Here is a 17,288-nt window from a genome sequence, read left to right on the forward strand (position 1 = left end):
TTTATCACTGTTATAAGTCAATGATTTCGTTAACTGTTAATAAAACTAGCTTCGTACTAGTGACTGGTCTTTCTTTGACTTCTTCTAGGGCTTGTTTGTATAAACTAAGTTGACCGCGATACTTTTGACTAATTTGGTCTAAATCAGCTTGAGTATAATCGGCTTTTAAATAGTCAGTTTTAAAATCATACAAAATCAATTCCTCTTCATCTTCGTAATAACCATCGATGATTCCGTGAATCAAAATCCGGTCCCCAGTTCCTGTAGGATACCCTTTAAAGATTCCTTCTGCTGCCATTAACATTGAAAAAGGTTGTTCTAAAGTCACACCTTGATGATTGGCTAGCAATTGTTGCCCAAAAGCAGTTTGATAAAAGTCGAGAATGCTTTGACTTTTAATTTTCTTAGCAATTTTTTCATCTAAAGAGTGATTAGTTACTAACTGATCGATTAACTCTTGAATTTTGGCTAAAGTTGGTGTCTCATCTAAAGGCAGAAGTTGCATGACTAGATGGGTCCCTGTGCCAATTTCCGTCCCTTTAGGTTCACCGATTTCTTCCATAAACTTAGGCGTTGCCAAACGATCATCTGCAAAACGATTGACTGTTTTCGCTTCCGAAGTTGATAAATCTAAACTTAATAATTGTTGATTATCAGGATCTTCAAACACTCGTTTAATTTCAGAAACTGATTGGTAACTTGTCGTTTGAGTGGCTGCTACTAATGGGTACTGAAAATTAAGTCGTTCTAATATTTCAGCGAATTGAGCTGTTTGCTCCTCAGGCACAAGGCTTTCTTTGACTGTTGTTAGGCCTGGGTCTTCAATGACAATCAACTGTTTGCGCAAGTTTTCAATAGTATTAAAGCTGACTTTAAAACGGGCTGGGTGGCGGTAAACGTCAGGTACTTTCGTGATTTCATACTCATTTTGAGCCTCATCACCATCTTGATGGCGCATCATCGTTAAACCGATCCAATCCATTAAGTTAGCACCTTTGAGACGAATGTCATCAGCAATCACTATATTTTTTTCTAAGCGGGAAGCACTCCATTTTTTCCAAGCTTGTTCTTGATTTTTATAAGAACCAACTAAAAAGAGTTTCTCTTCTGCCCGAGTTAAGGCAACATATAGCTTCCGCATCTCTTCTGCTAATAGTTTTTTACGCTTTTCTTCACGAATCCCTAAATAAGGTAACGTCCGGAAAAATAAGCGACTCATGCCATCCGTAAATTTAATTCCTGCCCCAAGCTTGTCATCAAAAATATAATCGTTGTTTAAATCCATTAAATTAAAACGGCGAGTTAGGTCTAAGACGAAGACGACTGGAAATTCTAAACCTTTAGAGGCGTGAATCGTCATCACCCGAACCGCATCTTCCTCATCACTAATTGAAGTCGGTTCTGCTAGATCTTTATCTTTTAACTGCATCTTCTCGATAAAACGGACAAACTGGAAGAGCCCTTTAAAACTCATCTCTTCGTAGCTCGTTGCCCGCTCATAGAGAGCGTGTAAATTAGCCTGACGCTGTTTCCCAGCAGACATCCCACCAACGTAATCTAAGAAGCCAGTTTTTTCATAAATATCCCAGATCAAATCAACTAGTGGTTGGCGCCGGGCCATTTCTCGCCAGTTACTTAATAAGTCAGCGAATTGCTGAAGCTTCTTTTGCAAGTCCCCTTTTTCAACTGCCACCGGTTGGGCTAAAAAGCCTTTAACAGCATCGTAAAAACTCCCGACTTGTTGGTTCGTCCGAATCAACGCTAAATCATTTTCCTTTAAGCCAACAATTGGTGACCGTAAAACTGAGGCTAAGGGAATGTCTTGATAGGGATTATCAATCACATTTAGCAAAGCTATCATAATGCGAATTTCCGTTGCTTGGAAATAGTTTTGAGTATCATTAACATGTAGGGGAATCTTCATTTCTTTAAAAAGATCTAGTAAAACTAAGTTATTTTTCTTAGTCGGTGTTAATAAAACAATGTCTTGATACGTAATCGGTCGATTACTTTTAGTTTTCTTGTCGTAAATTGGAAATTTACTTTGAATCAATTGATTAATTTTATTGCCGACTAACCGGATTTCCCCCTCAGTTTTAGTATCAATTTGAAAGTCATCTTCAACATCGGCTAGCTCTTCTTCGTTATCATTATCACTTTCAAAAATCAAAATTTCCGTAGCATCATTAGCAAGTTCTGGGAAACCAGTAAAGCCGTTGACTAATTGAGCTGGTTCATCGTACTCTAATTGACCTAAAGAAGAGTTCATTAATTGTTGAAAGACTAAGTTAGTAAAGTCTAAGACACTTTTTCGGGAGCGGAAATTTTCTGCTAAAATAATCCGCCGGCCACCGTCTTCTGTGCCAAATTTATTATACTTATCAATAAACAAAGTAGGATCAGCTAAGCGGAATGAATAAATCGATTGTTTGACATCCCCAACCATAAAGAGGTTTCCTTGACCTGGCTCAGCTTGACGTAACCAAAACAAAATATTTTCTTGGAGTTGATTAATGTCTTGATATTCATCCACTAAGACTTCGGAAAATTTTTCCCGGTAATAAGTCGACGCTTCTGAACCGTGCCACTGCCCTTGGTCGTCTAACTTGGCTAAGATTTGTAAAGTAAAGTGTTCTAAGTCATTGAAATCAACAACGCTTTTTGTTCTCTTGCGAGTAGCATAAGCTTGCTCAAATTGATAAGCCACCTCGGCCATATTAGCGACTAAAGCTTGAGACTCTTTCATTACACTGACCATCTCAGAAGGTGGGATACTAAAAATGCCTTTCTGCCACTCAGTAGTGATTTTTTTATTCGCGGCCCGCAGTTCTTTGACTTCATCGTTAATTTCCTTTTCAGCCTCTTCTAAGTTGCGTAAACTCGGATAACGAGTGTAACTAATCCCTTGACTGACATAGTCGTAAGCTTCTTGAAGTTGATCGGCTAAAATTAGTTTTTCCAACTCTCTGCCAAAGGCCCCTTCAAGCTCAACTAAACTCCGAACTTTAGTGAAGATTTCATCACTTTCAGCTAAGCGAATCATTTCCTGACTGTTACTTTGCATCTTACTTGTATTAGCTAATAACTGAGGTTTAATAATTTTTTGATAAATCTGACTGGCGGTTAAGCCTTCACTGACATCATAAGCCCCAGCTAAAGAAGCTAACCAGCCTTTAGGACTTGGATTGGAACGAGCAAAGTCATACAGTGAAAAGATTAACCGGGTTAAGCCATCATCACTACGATCATTGGAAAAGTTTTCCGTTAATTGGTAAAAAGCTAATTGATCTTTTTCGTACAACTCTTCTCTTAGTTCATCCCAAACATCTTCTTTTAATAGTAACATCTCAGTCTCATCCGTTAATAAACGAAAGACGGGATCAATTTCAATTAAGTAATAATACTTACGAATGACTTGCAGACAAAAGGCGTGTAACGTACTGACATAAGCCGTTGGGATTAGTGAGAGCTGGTGCATAAAGTGGCGTTTTTGCTCTAAATCACTTTCATCGGTAATGGCTTGCTGAACAGCTACTTGGATACGTTGTTTCATTTCTTTGGCAGCAGCTTCTGTATACGTCACAATTAATAATTCATCGACATTGACCCCTGCTGTAATTTTTTCAATCACTCGTTGGACTAAGACTGTGGTTTTTCCTGAACCGGCTGAAGCTGAGACTAAAATATTATCCCCAGCATCATAAATCGCTTGCCACTGCCCATCGGTGTACTGACTATTTTCTGGTTTTAAAGGAATGTTACTTCCTGCCTCACTAGTCTTCATTAACATTCCCACCTTCTTTTTCAGTAATTTTAAATAAGACATCATTTTTTGTCATTTTATCAATCGTATGATAGTTATTTTCTTTTAGCATTGAGTCAAATTGACAGACACTTCTAAAAGGACAATATTGACAAGCCACCCGTTTATTGTCTCGATAAGCAGGATTCAACTGGGTTTTCCCTTGATAAATCTCTTCGCCAGCACCTTGGAAATTGCGGCGATTTTGCTTAATTAATAAGTCAATCTCACTTTCTGAAACAAACTCTCGAGATTTAAACTCGCCATTTTTTTTAACTTCGTAAGGGAAAATACTCGATTTAGGCTGTTCTGTTAACGTATGGTCTAAACGTTCTAATAATGGTTGATCATTTAATAAGATCCCTTGATAACCAAATTCTTTGAATAAGGCTTCACTCGTTTCATCTGGGTCAATGTTCCCTTCAATTCGAGGGTTCTTAACTTGTAAATAAAAGGCGCCCGCGGGCTTAACTTGTTCTTGACCAATCAACTCGACAGCATTGCTTAAAGCCACATCTAAATAAGTGATCATTTGCATGGCTAAGCCGAAGTAGGCATCTCGATAATCAAAGCTATGACGGCTAGATTTATAGTCGACGACTGCTAAATAATGTTGATTAGCTACTTCTAAATGGTCCAGTCGATCGATTTTCCCGCGAATTTTCAATTGTTTGTCTTTGGCTACTTGAATATGTAAGCTATCTAAACCGCTTTGTTGGGCAATTTGCCCGAATAAGACTTCTGTTTGAACAGTTGTTAAGCCTGTCCGTTGACTTTGTTTTTGTAAGGCCCAACTAACGCGGCGAATCGTCTGACTTAATTGGTAACGAATGTAATTCATCCGGTGGTTAGCATTTAATATACTAAACTTATTTTCGCCTAAGACTCCTTGTAAGACTTGTTCTGTGACTTCTTGTAACGTTTCTGGTGTTAGTTCACTTAAAGTTAATTGTTCTCGAATTAAGACTTTGAACAACTGATCTAAGGCATCATGGTAAAAATCACCAGTCGCCGCTGGTGTTAAGCCAAAGACATCTCGTTCTTTTAATTGTAAGCCATAATTCATAAAGTATTTATATTGACACTCATGGAAGGTCTCAATTTTTGAGACTGAGCCGTAAATTGTTTCCCCATAAAGTTCTTGCACCATTTCTGGCGTTAAAGTTTCTGGGATATTTCGCTGGGCTTGACTGTCAAAAATATGTTTCGACAATTGCTGATACTCTGGGTGACTTAATAAGACCTCTTCTAATTTTAACCAGAGACTGCCTAATTGTTCACCTGTATCAGCTGTCAGTCGCTTAATACCATTTAAATCCGTTAACCCCGTCCGGTAGGTTCCAGTAAATTCGAGAGAGAGTTGGTTGTTTTCAGGATAAGTCAGTTTTTTTCTAATTGGCACACCTAATTTACGATTTAACAAACTCAGATAAGGTGAAGGTTTAATATCTTTACTCCGATCACTACTACTAGGGTAAGTTAAATAAAGGCGCTCGGAAGTCGATTGAAAAGCTAAGTAAGCAATGTAAGGCTCTTTAATCAAATCCCGACTACGGTCTTTAATTAGAAATTTCCCTTCACTTAAACTACTGTCAACAAGACTCCGTTCTTCATCTGAAAGTAAGGTTTTATTTTCAATTTTTTGCGGAAAGACATTATCTGTTGCGCCAATAATAAACGTCACACGATTCTTTTGCGCATGAATCAAGTCTAAAGAAGAAAAACTGACTTGATCAATCGTCGTCGGAACTTTATTATACGTAAGACCTTCTAAGCCTGTTTCAAAAATAGTCACAAATTCCGTTAAATCAAAAGGCTCTGGGCCTAAAATATCCACGTATTCGTCTAATAATTGAATAAACGCTTGCCATGTTTGTTCATGAACTTTGGCTTCTTCTAAACGACCTGCTTCAATGTCTTGATTCCGCCAATAAATCAGCTGGTCTTCTACTCCGGCACTAATTAAAAATTGATAGAGTATTTTTGCGCCTTGGGCCCCAGTCTTCGCTTGATCTAACGCTTTATAAAAGGGCTGTAACTGATTTTTAAGATCTTGACGAATACTATTAGAGACACGCTGGGCATATAAGTCGTGATTTTCAGCCACTTCTTCATTGGAAAAATCGTATTGAACGTAGAGCCAGTCTTTTTCTTGGGTCCAATAAAAGCCTTCGTAACCATAAGCTAAAACGACATTTTCAGTAATGTCAATGTGATCCCGGTAAGCATCCCGTTCTTGCTGCCAATCAGCAATTGCTAATAAGTTGTCATTTTTAGGCATAAACAACTCTGTCCGTAAAAAACGCATCACGTCGCCATAGCGATAAAACCGTTGCTTGATTGCAAAAAGAGTTGTCAAAAACTCCACAAGGGGATGATGTGTCATTTCTAATTCTTGATTTAAGTAGTAAGGAATCTCATGGGCTTTAAAAACTGGCCCAATAATCCCTTGGTAGCTACCTAAATCTCGCGATAAGATTTCAATGTCCCGGTAACGGATATCAGTCGTTGCTACGAGATGGCGAATTTCTTTCGCTACATGATTGATTTCAGTAAAAGGGGTTTCCCCTTCCCAAATTTGAATCGTCTCTGAGCTTAAGTGATATTGCTTTTTCTCTGGTGACAATTTTTGAGACTCTCGCCAAAATTCATCTAAGACGCCTAAATCAGGAGAAACGGCCCCTTTTAAGTGGGTATCTTGATAAACTTTGACCCCTTGGCTTCGGGCGTGATGATAGAGCTCGAAGTACAATTTACCGGCATCGAAAAACATGTCAAAGCCTTCTGGCAACTGATTGATTGCCGGCTTATCTAAGACTAAATCAACTTTGACTTCTGCGGCTTTTTGGATTAACATTTCTAATAATTGTTTTTCCCGAGCAGTAAACCGGGAAAAGCCAGTAATCACAAACATAACTTTTGACAAGTCAGTCTCTGCTAAGCAGTTGGCTAAATCTGTAAGTAGTTGACTTGTTCCCACTTCTTTCTCGCCAATTGCTAATAAATAGTTACTATATAAATAATTGAATTCTTTAAGTTTACCTTTAAAATCTTGCTCTTTTAAAGAATCGCCTAAATTGTTAATAATTTCGACTAAATCTTCTTCGCCAATATTTCCAGCTTGGAGTTCCTTAAATAAGTCAGCTAATTGCTTAATGAAACCGGCTTTATTAACTTCTCCTCGAAAGACTTGTAAGTTTTTTGCTTCATTTAGTAATAACTTGCGAATCACAAGATGAGTTCCAGCTTCACTTAACTGGTTATTTTGGTATAAGGCAGTATGTTGCAAATAATACCAAGCTAAACGGGTAAAACTAAAGACTTGCAAACGCATGGTCGTCATCGTTGACCAGTTGGCGTAGCGAGGCAATTGATGGAGATTTTCTAACACACTGACTTCTGTTTCAAATTTGACGTGGTTTGGCACTAAATAAAAGACTTGATTGTCTGGTGCTTTATCAAGCCATGCTGCCGCCTTTTCAACAAGGGCGGATTCGTGTTTAACACTTGCCGGCCCATAGATAAATTCTAAGCCCATGTAAGCTCACTTCCTTTATTAAATCTTGTCTTAAGTGTATCATAAAAAAACATAAAAAAAAGAGAACAGCTAAGAGTCAAAAAAAAGACTACCTTAAAGAGGTAATCTTTTTTTGACTGCTATTCGACTTTCCCAAACTTACTTGGTGGCCAAAAACTGAATTTAACGTTGCCACTAATTTTATCCTTATCAATAAAGCCGATTAAGCGACTGTCTTTCGAAATCTGACGGTTATCACCTAAGACAAACACTTTACCTTCTGGCACAGTCGTCGCTGGGAACAGATTACCTAAGTCAAACTCAGGATGGGCGATGCCTTCACTGTCATAGACTTGAGTTAAGTAATCCCCTTCGGCTAACTTAGCTTTATACTCATCTAAATACGTTTCTTTTTGTTCTTTGCCGTTAATTAATAGTTGATCATTTTTAAATTCAACGGTATCCCCTGGTAAACCAATGACCCGTTTGATATAGTTCTTTTTAGGCTCATCAGGAGCTGGAAAGGTTACAATATCAAAACGTTCTATTTCCGTTCCTTTAAAGGCAATAACCCGTTCTTTGTTTTCCATTGTTGGGTCCATTGAGTCCCCAGAAACGACTACAGGCATAAACCAAAATACTTTGATTAAAATAATGATTGCCGCTAAACTTACAAACCAGATAATATTACTAATGATTTCTTTTTTCATTTAACTATTGACCTCCTACTTGTCATCCTACTTTACTCACTGATTTTAGCATAAAAACTACCTTAAAAGGTAGTTTTTAATAAATCTTAGATTTTTCTTCACATTCTCTTACTTTTTTTATAAAATAACACATTACTGTAAGTGAAAACTAAAATACCGAGCCAAATACAACTGAAACCTAATAACTGGGGCCATGCAAAGCTTTCATTAAACTGAAAAACAGCTCCTAGTAACATTAAAGTCGGTGCAATGTATTGTAAAAAGCCAACTAAGATATAAGGGAGACGTTTCGTTGTTTCCGCAAAAAGAAAGAGGGGAATAGCTGTAACGACCCCTGCCCCCACTAATAATAAATTAATTGGTAAGGAATAGCTCATAAAGCCAGCCTTTGAAAAGAAAACTACATAAATTAAGGCAAAAGGTGCGATAATGGCTGTTTCGATTGTTAGGCCTGTTAATGAACTGACCTTAGCAACTTTTTTTAGCAAACCGTAAGCACTAAAAGTGACTGCCATCGCTAATGAAGACCAAGGGATTGCCCCAGTTGAGATTGCTAAAATACTGACTCCTAAAGCTGCTAAGCCACAAGCCATTAACTCACCCCGACCTAGCCGTTCTTTTAAGAAGACTGTCGCTAGTAAGACATTAACTAAGGGATTCATATAATAGCCTAGACTAGCATCAATTACTTTACCGTTACTAACCGTAAAGATAAAAATAAACCAATTAGTCGTTACTAAAACAGCTCCTGCTATTACTGCAAGTAAACGTCGCTGATTCTTTAATAATTCCTGGGTTTCGCTAACAAAGTTTGCGACTTGCCGACTAAGGACTAAGACTAGCAGCATAAAGCCACAAGACCAAATCACCCGGTAACTTAAGACTGCTAGAGGTGCCACGCTACTGAGGGTTTTCCAATAAAAAGGTAAGACGCCCCACATGGCATAAGCTAAAATACCAGCAATCATTCCCCATTGTTGATTAGACATTTTTTTATCTTTGTTCATTATTCCCCTACTCTCCAACTAAATAAGTCATAACTAAATAGTTTATTTATTTTAGCATTTAATTGACAGGTAAGATAGCTATTAGTTCCCTTCATTCTTAACTAATATAAAACCAAGGAGCTGTAATAGACTTCAGCATTCCCTTGGTTTAAGGTTAATCTCTAATCAACTTTTAATAAGTCGTATTGAGATTGATATAAATGATGGTACAAGCCGCCAGCTATCATTAGCTCCTCGTGAGAACCAGCCTCAATGACTTGACCTTGATCAATATAAAAGATTTTGTCACTGTTTTTAATCGTTGATAGGCGATGGGCAATAATAAATGACGTTCGGCCTTTTAACAACTCTTGTAACCCGACTTGGAGTAACTCTTCAGTTCGAGTATCAATACTCGAGGTCGCCTCATCTAAAATTAAGATTTTAGGATCTGCTAATAAGGCTCTAGCAAATGAAATCAATTGTCGTTGACCGGCAGATAGTGTGCTTCCTCGTTCTTCCACCACTGTATTGTAACCATCTTTCAGCTCACTAATAAAGTCATGGGCCCGCACGATTTTAGCCGCTTCAATAATTTCAGCTTCCGTAGCATCTAGCTTACCATAGCGGATATTTTCAATGATTGTCCCTGAGAAAACAAAGGTGTCTTGCAGCATAACCCCCATCTGGGAGCGTAGTGACTGAAGTGGCACATCCCGAACATCAATCCCGTCAACTTTCACACTTCCCTCGTTAACGTCGTAAAAACGACTTAACAAGTTAATCACTGTCGTTTTACCTGCCCCTGTTGGTCCAACTAAGGCAATACTTTCACCTTTTTCAACGCTAAAACTAATCCCGTCTAAAATATTCCGACCAGCTTCATAACGAAAGACGACTTCGTCAAAATCAACTTGACCTTGAATTTTTGGCATCTCAATCGCCCCAGCTTTATCTTGAATATCTGGTTCAACATCCATCGTTTCAAAGATTCGCTCTAAATAAGCAGTTGCCGTTATTAAGGAATTATAAAAATTTCCGATATTTATAACGGGATTCCAAAAGTTATTAATGTAGCCAATAAAGGCAATTAAGGTACCCGTCGTAACATTAACACCAAGACTGCGAACGCCGACAAAATAAATCAAACTCGTTGTAATGACTGATATATTTTGGACTCCTGGCCAAAGTAAAAACTGAACTTTAACAGCTTTCATGTAAGACTTACGATAGTCATTACTAATTTCCGTAAACGTCTCGTAACTTTCCTTTTCCCGGGCAAAAGACTGGGTCACTTTAATGCCAGAGATACTTTCATGAATGTAAGCATTCATATTCGATTGTTTATTACTTAATTCTTGATAGGCTTTCCGTTGGGCCTTTTTAATTGCCATAACTAAGATAAATAGAACTGGTAATAAGGCTAAACTATATAAGGTTAATTTAACATCGATTAACAGCATGACAATTAACGTAATCACCACACTGAAAATGTCAGAAATCAAATTAATCAAACCGTTACTTAACAAATCACTTAAGGTGTTAATATAGTTAACGACTCTAATTAAAATTTTGCCATGAGGGCGATTATCAAAATATGAAAAAGGTAAGCGTTGGAGATGGACAAAGATCGCTGAGCGCATATCTTTTAGGACATCTTGACCAATTTCAGTAATGGCTTTAATCCGGTAACGCATGCTCAAACCAATCACAATTAAGGATACTAAAAAGACTGCCCCTAACAGGAGTAATAGTTTAATGTCTTGTTTAGGAATTGCTTCATCAATCGCAATTTTCGTAAAATAAGGACCGAGCATCCCTGCTAAATTGGCGATGATAATGACGAGCAAGGTTTTCAGTAATGGTTTCTTATAAGGTAAAATATAGGAACCTAAACGTTGATAATAATCCCAATTAAACTCCTGCATTAATTCTTCGTCTTGATCAAAGGTATTTCGTGCCATTGTTTTCTCCTCCTTTCTAAATATCTTCACCTAATTGTTTTTGATAAATTTGATAATAATCACCTTTTTTAGCGACTAACTCTTGATGGGTGCCTTGTTCTACTACAACCCCTTTTTCAAGCATTAAAATCAAATCAGCTTCCCGAACAGAAGAAATTCGGTGAGCGATAATAAACGTGGTTTTAGCTTGGGTTATCTTGCCTAATTCCGCTTGAATTTTCGATTCGGTTTCCATATCAACTGCTGAGGTCGTGTCATCTAAAATCAAGATAGCTGGGTCTTTCGCTAAGGCTCTGGCTAATGAAATACGTTGTTTTTGACCACCAGATAAACCGACCCCTCGTTCGCCGACAATTGTCTCATAACCTTGAGGCATTCCTTCGATAAAGGCGTTGGCATCGGCAATTTCAGCAACTTGGCGAATGTAAGCCGGGTCAGCGTATGTATTACCAAAAGCAATGTTTTCTTCTATTGTACTGGAAAATAGAAAGACGTCTTGCATAACCATGGCGATATTTTCACGTAAATTACGAATTGGCCAATCTTTTGCATCTACGCCATCAATCAAGACTTGCCCACTTGTTGGGTCGTAAAAACGGGCGATTAAGTTTACTAAGGTTGTTTTACCTGAGCCTGTTTCACCTAAAATACCAATTGTCTGACCGGGTTTCGCTGTAAAATTAACATTTTCAAGAATTAAAGTTTCAGGATCATCGGAGAAGTGAAAGCTAACGTCTTTAAATGTCACAAAGCCCTTCATTGACTTTCCTTGATCATTTTCTGCTACTTGAATACTTGATTCAGTATTCAACATCTCTCTAATCTTAATACAAGAAGCTGAAAAACGTTGAGTGTCATTAATTAACCAACCGCTCATGCGCATTGGCATATTCAGCATCCATAAGAAGCCATTAAAAGCCACTAAGTCACCAACAGTCATTTTTCCTTGAATTACGAAAATGCCGCCAACGACTAAAGCGACTAAGGTTAAGCTACCAGCAAAGCCGTCTAACCAAGGCAAATATTTCATTGAGACTTTCGCTGAAGCCATGTTCCGTTGTTTGTAATCTTCGTTATGTTCATCGAATTTAGCAATTTCATAAGCTTCTCGAGAGAAGGCTTTGACTACCCGGTTACCACTAATATTTTCTTCTACCATTGAGTTTAAACGAGAAAAACTTTCGCGGATTTCAAAAAAGACTGGGTGAGCTTCTTTCGACATTTTTTGCGTCAAAATGTAAATTAAAGGTGTCACTGCCACTAACCAAATCATTAATTGCCAATTTATCGTTCCCATCACGATGATTGCTGAAACAAATAAGAACAAACACTCGACAATATTGTAACTAACCCAACAAACAAAATGACGAATCGCCTCAGTGTCCCCAGTCATTCGCGCCATAATATCACCAACACGGGTGTGGTTAAAAAAATCAAAATCTAATTCTTGTAATTTAAGGAACATTTTTTCCCGAATACCAAAAATCGCATTTTGACCGATTCTTTCGAATGTTACTTGATAGCCATAGCGTAAAATCGTCCGTAAGACGGTTAGTCCGATCATTAATAGTAGAATCTTGATTAACTTTTCATGTTGGCCTTTAATTAAGACATCATCAATAATTTTTCCACTTAATAACGGATTAATCAAAACGATCCCCGTCTGAATAATTAATAAAATAATACCGATTGCCACTTTCCGGCGATCTTTTTTTACGAAAGACCAAATCCATTTAAAACTAGTCATAATTACCCTCCTCATTTATTGCTCTTATTAAGATTAAGCTATTCTCAATCAGAATAGAATGTAGTATTTTGTCTATAATGATGGAGAATCTTTGTTAATAATCAATAAGAAGCCGCGGGTACCTTTTAAAGCCCCGCCTTTTTTGGGTACTTTACCTAAGTATTTAGGCACTATTATCTTCAATATTCTAATCATTGCCATAGCAATTTTATAAAAATCCTGTAAAATTATAAGTAAGTTTAAACAAGTTAGGAGTAAGCCTATGTTACAAATTGATAGTAAAACTTTTAATCCTGACATTCTTTATGTCTTCGATTGTTGGGACAAAGCTGAAAGCATTGGTAAAATGCACGCCCATGGCTTTGCTGAAATTTCAGTTATCCTAGAAGGTCAAGCAGACTATGTGATCGGTGACACTAGTTTCACTGCCCAAGCTGGTACAGTGATGTTGTTTAACCCAGGGACGTTGCATCAAGACAGCCAAGTCCCTCATACTGCCAGCCATCAACTTCACATTGGTATCAAAAATATCTCCCTAGAAGGCTATAAACGAGACTATTTCCCCTTCGCTTCCTCAGTCATTCATTTAGGTGACCGTCATCACGAGTTTTTAAATCGCTGCTGGCGTTTAGTTGAAGAAAAATCTCACCGCAAAATTGGTTATGACTTAATGATTAAAACCTTAGTCATGGAAATCATTGTGATGCTTTTACGGAGCGAAAGTACGTTGCCTTTAGAAGTCTCGGCCCTCTCTTTAAAAGAATCAGACAAAGAAAAGCAAGCCATCATCAATAACATTATTTATTATTTAGAAACCCATCATACGGAAGACATTAGTTTGGAAACTTTATCTGAAGCCATGTATATTAGTGCCACTTACCTTTCGAAAGTCTTTAAAGAAGAAACGGGTAACTCCCCGATCAATTATTTAATCACTATTCGCTTAAATCGGGCGAAACAACTATTAGAAAATCAAGACATGACGGTTAAAGAAGTTGCTGAAACAGTAGGTTACCAAGATGCCTATCATTTTAGCAAGCTTTTTAAAAAACGTTACGGCAAATCCCCTTCTGAACTCCGTAAAAAACAATTACACTAAAAAAGGCAATCCTAATTTTAGGATTGCCTTTTTATGATAACTATTTTAGTCTCTTAATCGTTTATAAACTATTAAAGACATTTACAACGTTTTCTGTTGTGAAGCCGTAATTAGGAATCACTGTTGTCGCTGGCGCACTGGCACCAAAACGATCAACTGTTACTGATTTACCTTCAAAACCAATGTAACGTTCCCAACCAAAACTAGCACCCATTTCAATGGCAACTCGTTTTGTGATGGCTTTCGGTAACACTGACTCTTTATAAGCAGCTTCTTGTTTTTCAAATAAATCCATACTTGGCATTGAGACAACTGAAACATCTGTTCCAGCAGTTGCTAAGGCTTTTTGCGCTTCAATGGCTAAAGCCACTTCTGAACCAGTAGCAATTAAGATTCCTGCTGGTGTGTCACCTGTTTGTGGTGAGACAACATAAGCCCCTTTAGCAACCCCTGCTTCAGCTAACTCTTTCGTTCCTGGTAAAACTGGTAAGTTTTGACGAGTTAAAGCTAAGACTGTTGGGTGATCAGTTGCTGTCATTGATAATTTCCAAGCAGCACGAACTTCATTACCGTCAGCTGGACGAATTAATGACACATTCGGCATTCCTCGGAGACTTGATAGTTGCTCGATTGGTTCATGAGTTGGACCATCTTCACCAACAGCAATTGAATCATGTGTTAAGACGTAAGTCACTGGTACGTTTTGAATCGCCGCTAAACGAATCGCTGGACGCATGTAGTCAACGAAGACAAAGAATGTTCCGCCATAGACTTTTGTCCCACCGTGTAATGAAATACCGTTCATCGCTGCTGTCATAGCAAACTCACGAACGCCAAACCAAATATTACGACCATCGTATTGACCTGGTTCAAAATCTTTTTCCGCAGCCATCATTGTGTTGTTTGATGAACTTAAGTCAGCTGAACCACCCCAAAGTGTTGGCACAGTTTTAGCTAAGGCTTGGATCATTTCTTTACTCGTAATACGACTAGCCGTTCCTTCATCAGTCACATCGTAAACTGGCATTTCACTGTCCCAGTTTTCTGGTAACTTATTAGCAAAGGCATCTAAGAATTGTTGGGCTAAAGCTGGGAATTCAGCTTGATAACGTGCAAATAACTCATTCCAAGCGGCTTCAGCTTTTTCACCTTTATCGTTAATTTCTGCTTTAAAACGGGCTTTAACTTCTTCGGGTACTTCAAAAGCTGGGTAATCCCAACCATAAGCCGCTTTAGCAGCAGCAATACCTTCTGCTCCAAGTGGTGCACCGTGTACTTTGTTTGTTCCCTCATTAGGAGCACCAAAGCCGATAACAGTCTTAATTTCAATAATTGTTGGTTGGTTAGTTTCAGCTTTTGCTTCATCAATGGCTTTAGAAATAGCCGCTAAATCAGTGCCATCTTTCACCATGATATGTTGCCAACCAGTTGCTTCAAAACGACCTTTCACATCTTCACTGAAACTCTTGTCTAAAGGCCCATCTAAAGAAATATCGTTTGAATCATAGAGAACAATTAATTTGTCTAATTTCATGTGACCAGCCATACTAATTGCTTCTTGTGAGATACCTTCCATTAAATCGCCATCCCCACAAATTGCATAAGTGTAGTGATCAACAATTTTAAAATTAGGTTTGTTATAAGTTGCTGCTAAGTGAGCTTCTGCCATGGCAAACCCAACACTCATTGCGACTCCTTGACCTAATGGACCAGTCGTTGCTTCAACACCATCTGTGTGATGAACTTCTGGATGCCCTGGTGTACGGCTTTCCCATTGACGGAAACTTTTTAAGTCATCTGTTGTCACATCATAGCCAGCTAAATGTAATAAGCTGTATAACATTGCTGAACCATGGCCGGCTGATAAGATGAAACGGTCACGATCGACCCAGTTTCTTGACGTGCTTGGGTTAATTTTTAAATGTTTTGCCCATAGCGCATAGGCCATTGGTGCTGCTCCCATCGGTAACCCTGGGTGTCCTGAATTTGCCTTTTGAATGGCATCCATACTTAGTGTCCGAATCGAATTTACGCCTAACTCATCAATTTTATCAAACAAAATAATCATCCTCCTGCTATTTTAGGTTTTTTATACCTTAACCTTTATAGGTCTATTTTACCTTTATTTCAAGGAAATTGCAATTGTTTATTGAAATCGTTTTTTTTATTTTATTTTTCTTCTAAATGGCGATTATGCAAGCCTTTGTCTTTCTGAATTTGTTTTAATTTTTCAGGTGTTACATCAGCGCCGTCTTCATCCATAACTTTTAAGCCTTCGATATGGTTTCGCATGCCGCCACGGAAACGCTCAAGGTACTCGCCTCGTAAGTCTTGTTGTTCTTTTTGCTCATTTAAACTTAAACCTTCCGCTTTCGCTTTATTAGCTAGTTCATTGATCCGACTCATTTTTTCTTTTGATAACATATAATTTCCTCCTAGAGTTTCTTTAGTTGATTAGTTACAGTTCTAGCCTCGGTTTTAGCTACTGATTCTAGTTGTTTCTACCTATACAATACTAGCTTATTTTTTTCAAAAAAACAACTAACAGGCATGGCGAACATCTGTTTGATTTATTCTTTTTTTTATGCTAAACTCAAGTTAAGAAAAAAGAACGTTAAGGCAGGGTTTTTAAGTAACTATTTTCGTAAAGACCAATGCTAGACTATTTTCAGTTAAAGACTTAAGGAGGAACATTTATATGGCTAAGCCCCAAGAATCAAGACAATCTGAAATTTTAAAATATATTCATAGCCAAGTTGAAGACAAAGGCTACCCACCAACAGTTAGAGAAATTGGTGTGGCTGTTAATTTATCATCAACTTCAACTGTCCACGGTCACTTATCCCGTTTAGAAAAAAAAGGCTTTATTCAACGAGACCCAACTAAACCCCGGGCGATTGAGTTAACTCGAGCTGGTCTTGATATGATCGGCATTGAAGCGACAACTATTCCGATGCTCGGTACAGTTACTGCCGGCGCGCCAATTTTAGCAGTCGAAGAAGCTTCTGACTTCTTCCCGATGCCCCCTGGCTTAAAGAATGAAGACAATTCACTCTTTATGTTAACGATTCGTGGTGAGAGTATGATCAATGCTGGAATTCTAGATGGCGATCAAGTCATCGTTAAAAAAACTGCCTCAGCTTCTAATGGGGAGATCGTCATTGCCATGACTGACGAAGATGAAGCAACTTGCAAACGATTCTACAAAGAGCAATCATACTTCCGTCTCCAACCAGAAAACGACAGTCTGGAACCTATTATTCTCGAGAACGTCTCGATCTTAGGAAAAGTCGTTGGCCTTTATCGTAACCGCATTTAACTTTTCAACCAAAAACGGCTCTACGTCAAATTGTGTGGATGGCTAAAATTTAGTCGAATAAATAGTTACTTAGGCAGCTTCATCAGAAATGGTGAAGTTGCTTTTTTGTGTCACTTTAAAACTGATTAGAATGCGGTGTTTAAA

General features: G+C 38.1%; 10 protein-coding genes. 2 read left to right on the plus strand and 8 right to left on the minus strand.

The genetic code is table 11. The annotated features are described in order from the left end of the window. Window positions 1-10 precede the first annotated feature (10 nt). The 6 genes from addA to CBF35_RS13675 all read right to left on the minus strand — a co-directional run bounded on the left by addA (window position 11) and on the right by CBF35_RS13675 (window position 12,726). The gene (gene addA / locus CBF35_RS13650) at window positions 11-3,790 is read right to left on the minus strand and encodes a helicase-exonuclease AddAB subunit AddA (protein WP_425330190.1); all 3,780 of its coding nucleotides are present in this window, start codon (window positions 3,788-3,790) and stop codon (window positions 11-13) included. Continuing rightward, window positions 3,774-7,340 (minus strand): PD-(D/E)XK nuclease family protein, encoded by a 3,567-nt coding sequence (locus CBF35_RS13655; RefSeq protein WP_126782180.1) that lies wholly within the window; start codon window positions 7,338-7,340, stop codon window positions 3,774-3,776. Before CBF35_RS13655 ends, addA begins: the two co-directional genes overlap by 17 nt. A gap of 119 nt (window positions 7,341-7,459) precedes the next feature. Continuing rightward, window positions 7,460-8,029: a signal peptidase I gene (lepB, locus tag CBF35_RS13660; protein WP_126782182.1), complete on the minus strand. Its 570-nt coding sequence runs from the start codon at window positions 8,027-8,029 to the stop codon at window positions 7,460-7,462. A 98-nt stretch (window positions 8,030-8,127) separates the two neighbouring features. After that, window positions 8,128-9,036 carry an EamA family transporter RarD gene (gene rarD, locus CBF35_RS13665; protein WP_126782184.1) on the minus strand — a complete coding sequence of 303 codons (909 nt, stop codon included), beginning with the start codon at window positions 9,034-9,036 and terminating at the stop codon, window positions 8,128-8,130. A 161-nt stretch (window positions 9,037-9,197) separates the two neighbouring features. Then, a complete protein-coding gene (locus tag CBF35_RS13670) occupies window positions 9,198-10,979 on the minus strand; it encodes an ABC transporter ATP-binding protein (protein ID WP_126782186.1) in 1,782 nt (593 codons plus the stop codon). A gap of 16 nt (window positions 10,980-10,995) precedes the next feature. Next, window positions 10,996-12,726 carry an ABC transporter ATP-binding protein gene (locus CBF35_RS13675; protein WP_126782188.1) on the minus strand — a complete coding sequence of 577 codons (1,731 nt, stop codon included), beginning with the start codon at window positions 12,724-12,726 and terminating at the stop codon, window positions 10,996-10,998. Window positions 12,727-12,988: 262 nt separating this feature from the next. On the opposite strand from CBF35_RS13675, the gene CBF35_RS13680 reads away from it, so the two are divergent. After that, window positions 12,989-13,825: an AraC family transcriptional regulator gene (locus tag CBF35_RS13680; RefSeq protein WP_126782190.1), complete on the plus strand. Its 837-nt coding sequence runs from the start codon at window positions 12,989-12,991 to the stop codon at window positions 13,823-13,825. Window positions 13,826-13,886: 61 nt separating this feature from the next. Here CBF35_RS13680 and tkt read toward each other — a convergent pair whose 3' ends face one another. Then, window positions 13,887-15,884: a transketolase gene (gene tkt / locus CBF35_RS13685; RefSeq protein WP_126782192.1), complete on the minus strand. Its 1,998-nt coding sequence runs from the start codon at window positions 15,882-15,884 to the stop codon at window positions 13,887-13,889. Window positions 15,885-15,994: 110 nt separating this feature from the next. Beyond that, window positions 15,995-16,249, minus strand: coding sequence for a DUF896 family protein (locus CBF35_RS13690; RefSeq protein WP_126782195.1), 255 nt, complete (start codon window positions 16,247-16,249; stop codon window positions 15,995-15,997). Between the two features lie 274 nt (window positions 16,250-16,523). Between CBF35_RS13690 and lexA the strand changes: the two genes are divergently transcribed. Next, complete coding sequence (gene lexA / locus CBF35_RS13695) at window positions 16,524-17,144, plus strand: transcriptional repressor LexA (protein ID WP_126782197.1); 621 nt, start codon at window positions 16,524-16,526, stop codon at window positions 17,142-17,144. Window positions 17,145-17,288 lie beyond the last annotated feature (144 nt).

The organism is Vagococcus salmoninarum, assembly GCF_003987495.1.
Taxonomy (GTDB): Bacteria; Bacillota; Bacilli; order Lactobacillales; family Vagococcaceae; genus Vagococcus_D; species Vagococcus_D salmoninarum.